This is a genomic window from Tepidimonas alkaliphilus (assembly GCF_007556595.1).
Lineage (GTDB): Bacteria > Pseudomonadota > Gammaproteobacteria > Burkholderiales > Burkholderiaceae_C > Tepidimonas > Tepidimonas alkaliphila.
On sequence record NZ_VJNB01000003.1, the window covers coordinates 243,568 to 258,285 of the forward strand.

16 protein-coding genes, 1 tRNA gene and 1 CRISPR repeat array are annotated in these 14,718 nt (G+C 65.9%); of the genes, 5 read left to right on the forward strand and 12 right to left on the reverse strand.

The annotated features are described in order from the left end of the window. The first annotated feature begins 5 nt into the window (after positions 1 to 5). The 4 genes from Talka_RS04745 to Talka_RS12225 all read left to right on the forward strand — a co-directional run bounded on the left by Talka_RS04745 (position 6) and on the right by Talka_RS12225 (position 2,186). Entirely contained in the window at positions 6 to 902 is an 897-nt protein-coding gene (locus Talka_RS04745; protein WP_143889962.1) for a hypothetical protein, read from the forward strand. Between the two features lie 51 nt (positions 903 to 953). After that, entirely contained in the window at positions 954 to 1,490 is a 537-nt protein-coding gene (locus tag Talka_RS04750; RefSeq protein WP_143889963.1) for a DUF3782 domain-containing protein, read from the forward strand. Between the two features lie 211 nt (positions 1,491 to 1,701). Continuing rightward, positions 1,702 to 1,782: transfer RNA gene (locus tag Talka_RS11910), tRNA-OTHER, on the forward strand. Between the two features lie 278 nt (positions 1,783 to 2,060). After that, positions 2,061 to 2,186 carry a hypothetical protein gene (locus tag Talka_RS12225; protein WP_281289642.1) on the forward strand — a complete coding sequence of 42 codons (126 nt, stop codon included), beginning with the start codon at positions 2,061 to 2,063 and terminating at the stop codon, positions 2,184 to 2,186. Between the two features lie 983 nt (positions 2,187 to 3,169). Here the strand turns inward: Talka_RS12225 and Talka_RS04755 are convergent. From Talka_RS04755 to cas3, 12 genes are all read right to left on the reverse strand, one after another. Continuing rightward, positions 3,170 to 3,613 (reverse strand): hypothetical protein, encoded by a 444-nt coding sequence (locus tag Talka_RS04755; protein ID WP_143889964.1) that lies wholly within the window; start codon positions 3,611 to 3,613, stop codon positions 3,170 to 3,172. A 1-nt stretch (position 3,614) separates the two neighbouring features. Further along, positions 3,615 to 3,995: a hypothetical protein gene (locus Talka_RS04760; protein ID WP_143889965.1), complete on the reverse strand. Its 381-nt coding sequence runs from the start codon at positions 3,993 to 3,995 to the stop codon at positions 3,615 to 3,617. After that, the gene (locus Talka_RS04765; protein WP_143889966.1) at positions 3,973 to 4,182 is read right to left on the reverse strand and encodes a hypothetical protein; all 210 of its coding nucleotides are present in this window, start codon (positions 4,180 to 4,182) and stop codon (positions 3,973 to 3,975) included. Before Talka_RS04765 ends, Talka_RS04760 begins: the two co-directional genes overlap by 23 nt. Continuing rightward, positions 4,172 to 4,699: a phage portal protein family protein gene (locus tag Talka_RS12275; protein WP_143889967.1), complete on the reverse strand. Its 528-nt coding sequence runs from the start codon at positions 4,697 to 4,699 to the stop codon at positions 4,172 to 4,174. Before Talka_RS12275 ends, Talka_RS04765 begins: the two co-directional genes overlap by 11 nt. A 21-nt stretch (positions 4,700 to 4,720) precedes the next feature. Then, positions 4,721 to 5,480: direct repeats of the CRISPR family, unit length 28 nt; unit sequence GGTCGATCCCCGCATGCGCGGGGGAGAC. A gap of 48 nt (positions 5,481 to 5,528) precedes the next feature. Continuing rightward, complete coding sequence (gene cas2e / locus Talka_RS04775; protein WP_143889968.1) at positions 5,529 to 5,858, reverse strand: type I-E CRISPR-associated endoribonuclease Cas2e; 330 nt, start codon at positions 5,856 to 5,858, stop codon at positions 5,529 to 5,531. Then, entirely contained in the window at positions 5,830 to 6,729 is a 900-nt protein-coding gene (gene cas1e / locus Talka_RS04780; RefSeq protein WP_143889969.1) for a type I-E CRISPR-associated endonuclease Cas1e, read from the reverse strand. Before cas1e ends, cas2e begins: the two co-directional genes overlap by 29 nt. Further along, positions 6,726 to 7,424 (reverse strand): type I-E CRISPR-associated protein Cas6/Cse3/CasE, encoded by a 699-nt coding sequence (locus Talka_RS04785; RefSeq protein WP_143889970.1) that lies wholly within the window; start codon positions 7,422 to 7,424, stop codon positions 6,726 to 6,728. Before Talka_RS04785 ends, cas1e begins: the two co-directional genes overlap by 4 nt. Beyond that, positions 7,421 to 8,143, reverse strand: coding sequence for a type I-E CRISPR-associated protein Cas5/CasD (gene cas5e, locus Talka_RS04790; RefSeq protein WP_342781040.1), 723 nt, complete (start codon positions 8,141 to 8,143; stop codon positions 7,421 to 7,423). The genes Talka_RS04785 and cas5e overlap by 4 nt, the downstream gene beginning before the upstream one ends. 3 nt (positions 8,144 to 8,146) lie before the next feature. Beyond that, positions 8,147 to 9,298: a type I-E CRISPR-associated protein Cas7/Cse4/CasC gene (gene cas7e / locus Talka_RS04795; RefSeq protein ID WP_143889972.1), complete on the reverse strand. Its 1,152-nt coding sequence runs from the start codon at positions 9,296 to 9,298 to the stop codon at positions 8,147 to 8,149. A 19-nt stretch (positions 9,299 to 9,317) separates the two neighbouring features. Beyond that, complete coding sequence (gene casB / locus Talka_RS04800; RefSeq protein WP_143889973.1) at positions 9,318 to 9,836, reverse strand: type I-E CRISPR-associated protein Cse2/CasB; 519 nt, start codon at positions 9,834 to 9,836, stop codon at positions 9,318 to 9,320. Beyond that, the gene (gene casA / locus Talka_RS04805; RefSeq protein ID WP_143889992.1) at positions 9,833 to 11,443 is read right to left on the reverse strand and encodes a type I-E CRISPR-associated protein Cse1/CasA; all 1,611 of its coding nucleotides are present in this window, start codon (positions 11,441 to 11,443) and stop codon (positions 9,833 to 9,835) included. The genes casB and casA overlap by 4 nt, the downstream gene beginning before the upstream one ends. Then, on the reverse strand, positions 11,436 to 14,303 hold the full coding sequence (gene cas3, locus Talka_RS04810) for a CRISPR-associated helicase Cas3' (RefSeq protein ID WP_342781042.1): 2,868 nt from the start codon (positions 14,301 to 14,303) through the stop codon (positions 11,436 to 11,438). Before cas3 ends, casA begins: the two co-directional genes overlap by 8 nt. 292 nt (positions 14,304 to 14,595) lie before the next feature. Here cas3 and Talka_RS12280 point away from each other — a divergent pair. Continuing rightward, positions 14,596 to 14,718 (forward strand): phage integrase central domain-containing protein (locus Talka_RS12280; protein ID WP_425472629.1); only part of this gene is annotated, 123 nt, incomplete at its 3' end.

The window sequence follows — 14,718 nt, forward strand, 5'->3', positions numbered from 1 at the left end:
CCGACATGAGCGAGCGCTTGCCCCCTTTCGCCGTCTTCCTGCGCCACCGCTACCGCGCGCACGTGCACGGCTGGCTGGTGCTGGGCGTGGCGGGGCTGGCGGGCTACTACATCAGCCTGTCTCCGCACGAGCCGCTGTGGCTGCTCGTGCCGGTGTCGTTCATCGTTGCATTCTTCGTCGTGTCCGTCTGGGTGGCGACCGCGGCGCTGCTGCGCGTGCCGTGGTGGCTGCTGGCGCCGCTAACTTTCCTATCGATGGTCGCCGAGTGGGGGTGGCGGCGGTGGCGGGGCCGGCCTTGGCGCCGACGGCCTCAGCCGCGCGAGCCGTGGCTCAGCCACCCTTTCGCGCTGTGGCAACGCCGGCGGCTGCGCCGTCTGCGGCGTGAGCGTGTCCGGGCGCGAGGGCGGGCTCAGGTCATCGCATTCCCGGCCGCGCGCGCATGCCGATCGCCACGACGCGCCGCGCACCAACCGTCTGTGCGTCCCCCTTGGTCCCCGCAAGGGCTGGGCGGCTACATCGGTGAGGTCTTCGAACGGCACTGGATGTTCTGGTTCTTCACCGCGCCGGCGTGGATCACGCTGTGGTTCTGGGTGGCCGAGGATCAGATGTTCCTGGTGGCGCTGATCCTGGGCGTGCTGCTGTGGCTGCTCGGCTCGGTGATCCTGATCATTCCCATCGCGGCGGGGCTGCTGGCCTTGGCCTCTTCGTTTCTGGCCGGGGCGGGGTTGACACCTTTGCAACGTCAAGCGGTGGTGCAGCATGCCGCAGCCGAGCGCGCGCGGCAGCGGCAGACTGCAGTCGCCGTTGCGGCACCGACGACGTCCCCGCCGCAACGCGGCAGTTGGGTTTGGCCGCTGCTGCTGGGGCTGTGGATCGGCAGCGCTTGGGGCGCGGATGACTAGCTCTGCCTTTGCTAGACTGAAAGCGCAAGCACAGATACGGCCTCGACCGCCATGACCACCGCCACCGACCTCTCGTGGGACGACCTCAAGGCCATGATTGCCGCGCTGGCCGAGCAAAGCCGCGAGACCGACCGCCAGCTGCGCGAGCTCAAGCGCCAGATCGGCGGGTTGGGTGACAAGTTCGGCTACTTTGCCGAGGGCATGGCGCTGCCGACGATGGAGCGGCTGCTGCGGCGGCGCTTTCACATGGACAACGTGGCCCCGCGCCTGCGCGTGCGCCGCGACGATCGCGAGCGCGAATACGACGTGCTGGCCTGGGCCAACGGCAAGGTCAACACGGTGGTGGTGGTGGAGGTCAAAAGCCGCGTCAAGCGCGAGGCGATCGGCCAGCTGATCGAGCAGCTGGAGACCCTTTTCGACTTTCTGCCGGAACTCAAGGGCAAGGCGCGCGTGGGGATTCTAGCCGGCATCGACTGGGATGCCGGGGTGGAAGAAGAAGCCCAAGCGGCAGGTCTCTACACTGCGCGCATCCGTGATGAGATGTTTGAGCTCACGACACCCAAGGGCTTCAAGCCGCGCAAGTGGTAAAGGGCGAGCGGAACGTGCTTGCGCCGGGATTAACCGTCGCGGGCGTAGTTTTGCACTGGTCGCTGTTCAACGGTGCAGCCGGAGTCGCATGCGGATCACAAAAAACTCGCGGCGCTGCTGGCGCTGGTGCGCCGGCAGGTGGCCGCCGCGCTCGAAGCCGCGCGGTTTGAGGCGCGGGCCGGCCGGGCAGGCTATACTTGGCACAAGCTCTGGCGCAGTGTAGCCCGATGGGTAAGGGTGGCTGCCGCCACGGGCGGTAAGTGGATGCCGGTTCGAATCCGGCCCTGCGTCAGAGCGCTCCACCGATTACTTCGATACCCTTGCCGACCTGGCCGCGCAACGCGGCCAGTTCTTTTTCTGCCAGCAGCGCGCCCGTGCCCACGCTTTGGCGGGCCACGCTATACTCGGCACAAGGGCTGGCGGCAAAATCTCCCTCCATCTGGTGAGGGCAGACCTGGGGCCCAAAGGTTTCGTCGCCGGGCGCGGGAGTCCGGCGCGCCAGCCCCGCGAGGCGGTCCAGGTGCCGCCTTATTTCTTTTCTCCCTTTTTCAGTAGGCGCTGGAAACCGTCTTGGCCGCGCTGGGCGATGCGCAGCTGGAGTGCCGCTGCGACGAGCTGGCGGCGCTCTTGGCGCTGGTGCGCCGGCAGGTGGCCGCCGCGCGCGAAGCCGCGCGGTTTGAGGCGCGCGCGGGGTAGGCTATACTTGGTGTGTCATCGGCGCGGAAGGCTGCGATCCTGACCATACAGCGCCGGACGGGCCGCAGGTGGCGCAGCGCCTGCGGCCATTTCATTTCGGCCAGCGCCGTCTTCCGGCGTCGTAGCGCGGCAGGCGGGTGCGGCATGGAAGCGAGTCGCATAAGGCATTGGGGCGCACCCATTCTCTATTGTCCAACCTGCCACGGCGTTCGAGGTGGGTGACTTCATCGGGCTGAAACGCGGTGATCGGCTGCCACATGTCGCGCCCCCATTCGAACACCGTCAGGGCGGGCGCTTCCTCCCCCGGCAAAAGCCAACGCGCCACTTAGCGGCGACGCGCGGGCTTAGGTGGGTTACACTTGCCGTAAGGGCTGGCGGCAAATTCTCCCGGCAGATGCTGAAGGTGCGCCGGACACCGAAGGTTGGTGGGGATCAGACTTACCCACCGGGGCCGCAAGGCTCTCGCGGCGGTCAGGGGAGCCCGCCGCGCCAGCCCCACGAGGCCGATCCGGCGCGGCCTCACCCCTTGTCTCCCTTCTTCGGCAGGCGCTGGAAACCGTCTTTGCCGCGCTGGGGCAGGCGCAGCTGGAGTGCCGCTGCGACGAGCTGGCGGCGCTGCTGGCGCTGGTGCGCCGGCAGGTGGCCGCCGCGCGCGAAGCCGCGCGGTTTGAGGCGCGGGCCGGGTAGGCTATACTGACCATAGGCGGTGATGCGCTGCGCCCTGACAGGTAACGGGTCCGCGTAAGCGGGTTGTGTGTGGGTTCGAGTCCCACCGCGCATCACCAGCCGCTCTGGATGACGAGTCGTGGCAAGGGGTGTCCACGAGGTCACGGCAGCCGCCGTGGATCGATGAGGGGGTTCCCGTCCCTCCGTCATTCCAGAGCTATATTTAAGGTGCCTGCGATGCCGTGTACCCCGATGGGTAAGGGGGCGGGGGCGGCGCAAGCCGCCCGCGTTGATGTTGGTTCGAGTCCAACCCGGCATCACAGGCGCCCATCGATCAGGATCAGCGCCGAGGCGCCGATTTCGTTGCGAAGGGTCCGCAACGCTTCTTCATCCAGCACCCGCCCCGTCCCCACCACATTGGCCAGCGCCCCGCGCGGTTTCTTGAGCCGATAATCCAGCCGCAACACCAGCTTGGCGCCCTCGGGCGCATCGAACAGCAGCAGTAACGCCGGCTCGTCATGGGTGCGATCCAGCAACACCGCTGACGGCTGGCGCAGATGCGCGGGCAACTGCCGCAGCCACGCGACGGGCAGCTTGCGCGCCTTGGCGTCGCGCAGCATGTGCGCCAGATCCACGTCTCGCACCATGATCTCGGCGCTGGCGGGACTGGCGCCGTGCGCGGCCAGCGCCTCGATCCAGCCCGGCCGCAGCGCCCCGGCCAGCGCCATGCGCCCGCGCGGCTGTTTGCGCTCGGCAGCCACTTCATCGACGAACGCGGCAAACAGCGCCTCGGCCTTGGCACGCGCCGTCCCGTCCAGGCTTTCCCACAGCGCCGCGCCCAGCTCCGGCGGCCACTGCGCGATGCCAGTCGCGGCGCGAGAGGTCGCCGGCCACGCTTTTTTCCAGCATGGCGCGCAGGTCAGACAGCAGGTCGGCGCGCGCCAGGCGCGACACGGTGAAGGCGCGCGCGTGCTCGTCGTGCCACAGCTCGTGCCAGTCGTAGCTCACGCGCACCGCATCGCGCCCTTGCATGTAGCGCACGGCATCCTCGGGCGGCAGGCGGAAGGCGCGCGCGAATTCGCCCGGCGCAGCGGGCGCCACGATGGGGGCCTGCCCCGGATCAGCGGCGAGCTTGACGGGCATGGGCGCGCTCCTCGAAGCGTTGCCAGGCGTCGCGGCAGTCGGCGTCGCACCAGCGCCGCTGGGCAGGCAGCGGCGCTTCGCACCACAGGCAGGCGCCGCAGGGCGGCGGGGCAGACGGGCGGCGGCGCAGCAGGCCGTCCATCTCGCGCTCGATGCGCGCCTGCGTCAGGTCGGCATCATCGGCCATCGCCGCCCTCCGGCTCGCGCCCGTGCACCCCGGCCAGCCGCGCGGCAAACTGCGCGCGCGCCAGCCTTTCCGCCAGCGCCTCCACCGGCAGCCCAGGCAGCGCCTGCGCCAGCCGGCGGCTGACGTCCTCCGCCGTCAGGCCCTGCCCGGCGGCGGCATCCAGCAGTGCCTGCACCGCATCCGCAAGCGGCTCCACCATCGGCTGCCAGCCGGCCATGGCTTCGTCCACCAGGCGGTCGAGCTCGTCGGGCTCGGGCGGCTGCTGCGGCGCGTGGCTTGTGTGCGGCTGCCCTGCGGCCTGCGGCCTTGTCGCATGCCATCCGTGCACGGCGCGCGCCTGTGCGGCAGCCGGATCGCCGCCGGTTGGGCCGGATCGGGCCGGATCGGCCTGGGTCTGGCCCAGCACCGCCTTGGAGACCTGCCGATCCAGGTAGTCGATCAGCTTGTGGCAGAGGTCGGCGGAGGCGCTCTTCGTGCCGGATTCGATCAGCTCCAGCGCCATCTCTTGCGGGATCACGGCGGCGGCGTCGCTGCCAAAGGTCGATCCCCGCATGCGCGGGGGAGACCGGATACATGCCATGCCGACGACGCGATCCGAAGGTCGATCCCCGCATGCGCGGGGGAGACTGTGGGCATGGGGGCGCAATGACTATGGTCAACGGTCGATCCCCGCATGCGCGGGGGAGACGCGGCAGCGTCCGCCGCCAGACGCTTGAGGAACGGTCGATCCCCGCATGCGCGGGGGAGACGACGGTGTGCGCGGCGAGTACCGGATCAAGTCGGGTCGATCCCCGCATGCGCGGGGGAGACTCAAGCGCTGGGCGTGGGAAGGTCACGCCCGCGGGTCGATCCCCGCATGCGCGGGGGAGACAGCCCCACGCCGCACCTCTTCATCCGCACCAAGGGTCGATCCCCGCATGCGCGGGGGAGACCCGGTTGAGGATGGGGTGTTTGCGGATGATGAGGGTCGATCCCCGCATGCGCGGGGGAGACAGATACCAGGCCGGCCCCGTGCCGCTTTGCAGGGGTCGATCCCCGCATGCGCGGGGGAGACGCGCAGACCGGATGGATGCCCTCCGTCGAGCTGGGTCGATCCCCGCATGCGCGGGGGAGACCACAATACGAAACCACCCAGAAAGGCCGACTCCGGTCGATCCCCGCATGCGCGGGGGAGACTCTTTCAAGCGCCCGGCGCCGGGCTCCTGGTAGGGTCGATCCCCGCATGCGCGGGGGAGACGTCACGCCATCGAAGGCCGGCGGGCGCTCGCGGGGTCGATCCCCGCATGCGCGGGGGAGACCTTGCAAGAAAGTCTTTGATTTGAAAGGCAAAGCTACAATTTTAAAGATCAATCGCTTGGCCGTTGCCTTGGGTTCGTAGGGGTGGACGGGCGACGTGCCAAAACGATGCCGTCCACCTCAACGAGCTCGATGCGGGGCACGCCCAGAACCTTGACGGCTTGGCCGGCGGGCATCTCCCGCTCGCTCCAGAGCATCACAATCGAGGCATCCTTCTCATTGGGAAACCAATCTTCCAACACTTGCCAGATCCGTTGCCTGACCGCTGGCGAGATACGCGGCGCGCAGTAGATGCCGGGCGCAAGTTCGAGCATAACGGAGGCAAGAAACCCGCGCACCCGGGCTGAGACGTTACGAGTTGCCACCACGGTCATCGACATCAAAAAGTTCCTTGATGCGATCGATCATCTTTGGAATGACCTTGTCTCGTCGAAAGGCCGCCGCCGCACGCTTGCGCACCTCCCGTTCGATGTTGTCGGCTTGTTTGTCCAACACAGCGCGCACGGCGCCAAAGGCCAACGGCAGCGTCAACTCGACCCGCCACAAGTCGGCGATGTCCAAGGTAAAGGCGTTGCTGGAGTCCTCATGGATGAAGCCCAGCGGCGGTAGCGCCCCCACGGCAGCCACGGCGATATCGGCGGCAGCTTCAACAAAGGTGGCGGCATGGTTGATGGCCTGGTTGGGTAGGTCAGCGGCGCCTGGGTTGTCGCGATCGTAACGGCGGCCATCCCAGGCGATGCCAAACCGCTGCGCCACAAGTTTGTAGCTTTCTTTGATGCGGGCGCCTTCGATGCCGCGCAGGGTCTCGATGTCGCGGTGCGGCAAGATGCGGCCAAAACGCCAGGCGTAGAGCCGGCGCGCCGTGTCGAGGCGTCGCTTGGGGTCGGCCCAGAGCTCGGCATGACGCCGCGCGACGTCCGAGCGCCCTTGCCCCATCGGGGGAGCGGTGTAGCTTTTCACGCCCCCTTCCCCTACGGCGGCGATCAGCGTTCCGTGCCTTGCGCACAGCCGCAAAACGTCTTGCGTGAGGCTGGTGCCAGGCCCGAGAAGGATCATCGAGACGCCTTGGTAGGGAATCGCGTATTCCCCGGCGTCCAGGGTCTCGCTCTGGGCAGCGGTGAAGCGCAGCGTGCCGTCCTCCACGGATAGCTTGCCATACTCCAGCCAGAGCAAGCCGTGCCGGTCGGCATGCGGGATGCGGGAAGCCGCTAGCCCCAGCCGTCCGTGTAAAAGGCCAGGCGCCGGGCTCATCGTGGCGGGGCCAGCAACACCATGCCAAAGCCGAAGGCGCGATGCCGGCCAATGCCGCGGGCCAAGCGCTCGGCAAAAGCTGCGCCGTCGATCACGACGGCCTCGGCGCCGAACAGGGCTTGGGGCCGCTCCACATGGCGCAGCCGGTTGCCATGGCGGCGGTCGCGGCGCAAAAGTTGGCTGCGAGCGCTCATACCCAAAAGTTCGACTGATTCCAAACGCACGGCGCCACCCCATTGGGCGGCAAACCACTGGCGATAGACTTCAGTGCGCGCAGGGGCCGAATCGCCTAGGCGGTCGAGGGCGCGCAGATACACGTCTTTTTCCTCGTCGTCCTTGCGGGAGACAGGGCAGACGAGCACCTCCAGATGCAGGCGCTGGCCGCTACGCCAGGTTAGCGGCATGGGCTTGCTGGCTACCCTTTCGGCGTCTAGGGCTTGCCAGGCTTGGGGCGAAGCGAAGGCTTGAGCGTGATCCAGCAGATCAACATGATCCCTACGGGCATACGCCAGCACCTCCCCGCGCCGCTCCAGATAGCGAAACGGCTTGGGCGCAAGTTCGCCAAACAGGGCGGCAAACCAGGCGTGCAGGGTATAGCCCAGGGTTTCGTCCTCCTCTCGGATACCGTGCTCGAAGGCAAAGCGCAGCAGGCGCGGCGGATCGACCGGGAGGCGCAGAAGATGGAGCGCGCTCATGTCGCCACCTCCAGCAGGCCCACCGCGTAGCGCCGGCTGCCGCGATGGATGTTATTGGCCCAGTCGCGCTGGTCGTAGCGTTCCTCGGTTTGCACCCCTGCGCCTTCATCCAGCGGCCACAGGGCTTCGACGCGCTGGGGCCGCCGCCGTGGGCCAATGCTCGCGAGCGGCTCACGGGCGAGCGCGTCTTTGACGCCTGTTGCTTGCCGCCGGCCCACCAGGATCGGCGCGGCGGGCAGACAGGGCTTGCGCCCAATGAACAGCGGCCGAGCGGGGTAGCGCAGCGCTTGCTCGACGTTGCCGAGGCTGGGATCGCCCGTGCCATCCAGCGCCAGGGCGACGGTGGCGACGCCGTTGGCCCAATGGTCGCGGTAGCGGATGTGGGTGCCGGTGGCCGCTGTGCCGCCCTTGCGATCTTCCCGTCGGCCTCGGGTGGTCCAGCCCGTCTCCATTAGGAAGTCTTGCCCGAGATCCACGGTCTGGTAATCGGTCAGGAGCTCCGGCGCGGCATCCCAACGAGCGGCAAAACGCAGCCGGTCTTGCAAGGTCTGCAGCCGCTCGGTGTCGCGGTGATCCCAGCCCAAGGCGTTGCCGATGAGGCCGGCAAGCATCGCGGATCCGGGGAAGCGCCAGAGGGGGTGGCGCTGATCCACCACCACGGCGCCAAAGCTCATCAGGGGCGCATCAAAACGCAAAAGCAGCACATCCATGAGCCGCATCCCTCAGCCTCGGCGTCCAAAGATGCGATCCAGCGCCGCGCGGATGCTATCGCGCAACGGCTGTTTGGGCGGCAGCGGCGGCGTCGGCTCCAGCGTCGTGGAAAGGAAGCGACCATGCTCGTCATCGGAGCCGTTGGAGCTGCCATACATCGCGTCAAGCTGTTCGAGGTGGGCAGCCAGTCGGTCGATCGCTGCTTGGCGTGGGTCTGCCTTGCCATCAAGCCGCAGCGCGTCGAGGAAGGCGTTGGCAAGCGTCCTCGGCTGGCTGCGGCCTGTTTCGAGGAAGACCATTTCGGCCCAGGCGTAGGGCGCGGTGCTGCCCTTCTTCGCCCCCGGGCTTTGGCGGGCGACGCTGTCGATCAGGGCTTCCAAGACCTGCCGGACGGTGGCGGGGTCCTGGTTGCGCCAGTCTTTGGGGTCGGCGCCCGTGAGATTGCCGACCAACAGCGGCACGTCCACCGCCACATAGCCGTAGTAAAGCCCGGCGCCGAGTTCGGTCTGGTTGGCATGGGCGGCGCCGGTTTCGTCGTCACGGTTGAGATCGTCCACCACGGTGAAGTAGTCCATCTCGGTGTTGGCGGCATGCACGGTGAAGGCGTGCGCCACATGCACCGGCGCATCGACGCGGGCGAGCAGGTCGGAGGTGACCATGCGGCCAAAGAGTGCGGCGGTCAGTCCTGCGGCGGCCTTGCTCATGGCCTTAATGTTGTCTTTTTCGTCTTTCGTTTTGAGCCGCTCCGTGAGCGCTTTGCCTGGGTCGGGTTGGCTGCTCGCGTCCTTGAGCAGTTGCACGAAGTAGTCGGCCTCGCGCAGGCCGAAGAGCACCGGCTGGTTGAGGTCCCCCCCTTCCTTGACGCCGCCGTCGATCACCGCCTTTGCCAAGGGTTCGATCAGCTGGTTGGCGACAGCCTGCGGCACACCGGCTTCCACGGCGCGCGGCAAGACCGTGCGCGTGAAAAAGGAGCGCGTGCGCTGGCCATCGGGGATATGGGAGAGTCGGTGACTGAGGTCTTCGCGCCAATGGCGTTTCAAGCATTGGGAGGACACGCGCAGCCGCAGGGCGTTGCCAAACGGAATGCGTTTAGCCAATCCCGCATCGTCGCGGTTCAAGAGGCTTGCGGGGTAGCTCGTCAGGGTGTGGATTTGCAGAAACATGGATCACTCCTTTCTGAGGTCAAGCGGTTTCGGGCAAATGGCGGTAAAAGGCCTGTGCGATGCGCCGAGCAAGCCCCTCGCGTTTGGCCTCATCTTCGGTAACCAAGTAAAGAGCGGCCTCCACAAGATCAAAACGCTCGTCCTTGGCGGCGAGAAACCGCACCGCCTGCACGAAGAGATCGGCGCGCACGTCGGCCGGAGCGGAAAGCAGCCGCTCCAGCCTTCCTTCAGAAAAACCGGCTTCGGCCAGCGCCTGGCCCCAAGGCCGTTGGGGATCGTGGGCTTTTTCGCCCAGAGTGACGATGGCCCAGGCGATGAGCATCCAGGCTTCGGTCTGATACTGCGCAGGCAGGTCGGCGCCCACATGGCGCAGCCACAAACGGTAGAAGGCGAGCGGCACGGGCTGGCCCGGTGCCCAGCGGCGCAGCGCCGAACGATCCCCGGCAGGGTAGTGCCGCGCGCCGATGATGGCAGCGAGGCGCCCCACCATGGAAGACAGATTCGACGGCTGAATCGAATTCGGTGCGGTGGTGTTCATGCGGCGGTCTCCTCGGTGGTGCTGGAGTCAGCGCGGGTTTGGACAGGCCAAGGCAGCTTGGCCTTGCTGAGCATGCCAACGAAAGCACCCTGGGCTTGGGTGAGGGCGCGCCAGCGGCGGTTGGACGGCAGCGGCAAGCGACTCGTGGCTTCGTTCAGCAAGGCCTGGGCCCGATCGACGAGTTGCTGCTGCCAATCCGCGCGCACCTTCTGGTGATCTTCATCGGCGCCGCGCCAGAGCGTGGGGAAATAGAGCGCGTTCCACTGTTGGGAGAATTGCTGGCGGGCTGCGCCGATCCAGGTCTCGACGCGCTTGAAGTCGGCCTCTTGCGGCCCGCCTTCGGTCAGCACGGTCAGCGCTACGCCCAGCGCCGTGCTGACGTCTTTGGCATCGGCCAGCAGGCTTTGGGCGAGGTGCGCCAGGGTCTCTCGCTTTTGCTTGTGCAGCAGCGTCAGCCGGGCCTTGGGCGGAATGGGGATCTCGACGCGATGGAAGCCTTCCGTCGTGCCTTGTCCGCGCACCAGACAAGAGGCGAGGAGCCAGCCCGGCTGTTCCCCGGGCCGTGGCTTTTGCAAGGCCGTGAGCTGAAAGCCATCCTCAAAAATCAGCGCCGTCAATTTTTGCGGCGTGAAACCATCGGCGGATAGCGTCAACGCGGATTGGCCTTTTTTCTTGTCGCCGACGTTGATCGGCGTCCAAGGGTCGCCAACATCGCCATTTTCCAGCGTTTTGGGGCCGATTTGCCGGGCCTTGCTGCCGGCACCCAAGGCCATCAGGCGACCATCCTTGAGCTGGCGCAAACGCAGGGGACGGCAGGCTTCGATGAACCAGGGCTCTAGCTTTGTCCCGTCCGTTAGATGGAACTGGTGGCTGTCGCGATCCCAGTGTGTCAACCACGTCAGCACCATCCCGCGAGGCGCGTAACGAAACTTTTTGCAAGTTTCAGCGCGCAAGACCTCCAACGCTTGGGTTTCGGCAACGAATCGCGCCGAAGGCTGGCGGCTTTCGGCCCAAGCGACGATGGAGCGGCTGCCAAAGCCGCCATTCATACGGACAATGCCATAGTTGCCTTGCCCAAGGAAGCCGCTCGTGGTTTGCAGCATGACCAAGGCGTAAAGCCAAGCTTCGGCAAGCCCCGCCCCCACTCGCGCCATCTTGACATCATGGTTCTTGGACGTGACCAGCACGTCGAGTTCGTCCGGGGTGGTCGCCTTGGGATCGAACACCGCCTGCCCGCGGCTGGTCTTCACGCCATAATCGGCGGCCTCCTCATCCCAGCTCCGCCAGGGGTGTTGCAGAAACGCCGGCTTGGTCACGTCCTCCACCACCAGCTGCCAAGCCTCGGGGATGCCCTCAGCGAGATCCAGAAGCCCTTCGCGCCAGTAAGCTGCGTCGGCAGGCAAGGATGCGGTGGGGTGGCGCGCCTGGATGCTGGCGGCCAGCTGCACCAAAAACACATGCCAGGGGTCGGCCTGATGGGCTCGTAGGCCCGTGTAGCTCTCGACTTTGCCTGCGCTCAAGGCAGCCAACAGTTCAGGGAGATTCAAGCGCTGCTGGCCTGCAATCGTGCGCACGCCGATCATGGGGTCGGTTAGCAGGTCATGCATCGTCTCGCTCCAAACCCAAGCGGGTGTAACGAAAGGCCGTCTGACCGACGGAAAAGCGAAATCCTTCAGGCATGGCCGTCGCCTCGATGGCGTCGGGCGCGGAAGCATCGGCGATCCAATGCGCGGGGATGGTGATACGGTCGATCAGCGTGCCGAAGGGTGAGTGCATCGGCTCGGCCAATGGGATGTCGAAGGTAGGCTCGCCCAGACGGGTGAGGATGCGCTCGCCGGTATCAGCGTAGTGCAGCTCGCCGAAGGACTTTTCTTCCAGCACCGAGCGCAGCGCTTGACGGATGTCCGAAAGTTCCTTGCCCTCGATAGTCCTGCCGTGGGCCGGCCACGGATCGGGCAAACGCGCGAAGCTCTCGGGGTGGGTTGCGGTTTCGATGCGGCATCTAGCCTGGTGAGGTAGCGCCAGTTCCGGGTCGCTGACAAGCGACTGCCAGGTCAGCGTCAGCACCCGGCCGTCCGCATAGACGGTTCCCAACCCTGCAGGGGCACGCAGCGAACCATCTCGGGCGATATACGCGTCCAAACCCCGTGGCGGTACGCGCACCAGCGCGCGCGGTTCGGCTAAGGCCGCGGGGCGGTTTGACCTGGCGTGACGGTGCAGGCGCCCAAAGCGCTGGATCAAGACGTCCATCGGCGCGAGATCAGTGATGAGCCAGTCGGCGTCGATGTCGAGGCTTTGCTCCAGGGTCTGTGTGCCAATCAGCAACAGCGGCCCCGCAGGCGACCCTTTGCCGAGGCGGGCGGTAACTGCGGCATCGAGTCGTTCCCGGTCTGTGCGTGCAAAGCGGCCGTGGTGGGGGCAGCGCACCCCATCCAGGCTGAACAGCGCCTCCAGCAGTGCAGGCCGCTCTTGCTGCAACATGGCTTCAACGCTGCGAAAAAGCGCGTTGGCGCGCTTGACTGTGTTGCAAATCACCAGCACCCGCGCCCCCTGTTCAAGGGCGCCGATGATGTCGGGGATCAACGCTGCGTCGTCTTGGAGCGTGGGGGAGCATGCCACCTGGATGCGGCGATGGCGGGACGCCGGCATCGGGAGAGCCTGCGTCCGGGTGGTCAACAGAGGATAGGGGCGCTGTTGCGCGTCAACCAAGGGCGCCAAGGGTCGGTCAAAAAAGGCCGCCGCCGCTGCTTCGCCCAACGTGGCGGAAAGCAGCAGCGCCCAGCCGCCGCGAGCGACGTGGCCCCGCAGCAACGCCTGCAACACCTCGCGCATGTAGGGGTCGGAGGCGTGCACCTCATCGACCACAAGCAGGTGCCGATCCAAGCACACAGACCGCAAGAGACTGTGCTTGACCTGCAGCGCCGACAGCAGCGCTTGGTCCATGGTGCCGACAGCAATCGGCGCGGCGAGAAACCGCTTGGGCTGCTCTGCTGCCCACAAACGCTCACGGCGAAGATCTTGCGGGTGATCGTCCCACAGGGCGCCTTGGGGATCAGTCAGCAAGTGCGCCACGCTGTGTCCGTCTGCCTTCACGTAGCCCGGCACCGCAAGCAACACGGGACGGGGACGTTGGTCGGGCTCAAAAGCGGCTTCGATGGCACGATGAACTCGGCTGTAAAGCTCGCGCGCCGCCACACGCGTGGGCAGGGCGAAATAAAGACCATCGACCCAACCCTCGGCATAAAGCCGAAAAAACCAGGCCAGCGCTGCCTCCGTCTTGCCCGACCCCGTATCGGATTCGACCAGCAGCAATCGGCTGTCTTCACCAGGCGCTATCTCAGTAGCCAACGCGCTCTGAAGGGCCGTGGGATTGAAGCCAAAGATTTCGGCAAAGGATGAGGGGGTGCGTGGTTGCGGCGGGATGAGACCCGTCGCTTGCAGGGCATGCCGCGCCGCCCGAAAACTGAATGCCTGGCGCGAGCAGCCGGCTGGCGTTGGGTAAGGGAAAAACTGAATGTCCGACGCAACCCAGTCGGCCAGCATCACCAGTCCTGCAAAGCGCTGCTGCAGCGCCGGCGTAGCGTTGATGGCGGGCGCATCGTTCTGGAACGCCCTCGGAAAGGCTTCGCAAGCGGTTTGGGTCAACTCATCCAATGCGGCCAATGGATTGTAAGCGCCGCTCGGTTGCCAAAGTTTATCCGATTGACTTCCCGCGCTGCCGTTCAAAAAGCTTTCAATATTCTGCTCGGAAACCGGACGTCCATGGTGTGAGATGCTGGCCAAAAGCATTTGCAGCGCCTGCGTCTCATCTCGGAACCAGGTTGCGATTTCGGTCATCAAGCGTGACCAGGCGGGCGGCCAAAGACGCTGGCATGCGGTCAGCCATGCCGCGGCCTCCATGACATGTCCGGCGGTGTCGCGGGCAGTTGGGTCGGCTTTGGCTTGAAAGCCGCCATTGGCTTTGCCGAAGTCGTGCAAAAATGCCACGACCGCCAAGCGCTCAAGGCAGCTATCGGTTAACTTATGACCACAGGCAGCTTGCAAGCGCTTTTGCCAAGAGGGCTGCACAGCCAGCGCGTGAAAGACGTGCGCGACATCAAGACAATGCTCTGCCAAAGATAGCCATTGTTGAGCGTCGCGCCATTTTCCCCATGCTCGCTTTGCTCTTGGCATTGTTGTTTTTGGCGTAGGCTCGTTGTGTGAAAACATCCGCGAATTGGCATCGCCTTCGCTGAAGACGCTGGTGCAAGGAGGATCCGGGGTGTTGTACTTGCTTATTGACTCCGTGCTCCTCCCTTGATAGCCGTGATCTTGACCCAACTTTCGCGCCCTTGACAAGGGGCTGTTAGGGCGTTGCGGCGCGTTTGCAACAGGGCAAGCAGCCAGCCCGCAAGCGGTCACGTGCATCCAGGGTGGTCGGCGCTTGAGTGACCTGCCCCTTTGTTTTGCCTGCACTGATCGGCGCATTGGCGCGGTCAGGCGCTGGCATGGCACAGCGCGAACGTTGCCGCTGGTCGATCTGTTGGAGGCAAATTCATCGATGCCCACCGATCTGCGAGCTAGAGGCGGGTTCGGGGTGAGAAGTTTGATCGGCCCCAATTGCGACCGCCAAGATGCCGGTCAAGCCTGCAAAAGGGGCCCAATATGCTCTTCAGCCAACGCGCAAGGTTATCGCTTGGGTGATAAGGAGTTTTGCGTTTGCCGAAAAATTCTAGTTAAATGAAGACTTTAAACGGTATTTTTGGCGGAGTGAGAGGCGATCCTCAAGCCCATCTGGACCACCAAGACCGAAACCGCCACCCGCGTGCGCCAGCGCCTGGAGGCGGTGCTGGACTACTGCGCCGTGCACGGCTGGCGCGAAGAGTCCAACCCGGCGCGCTGG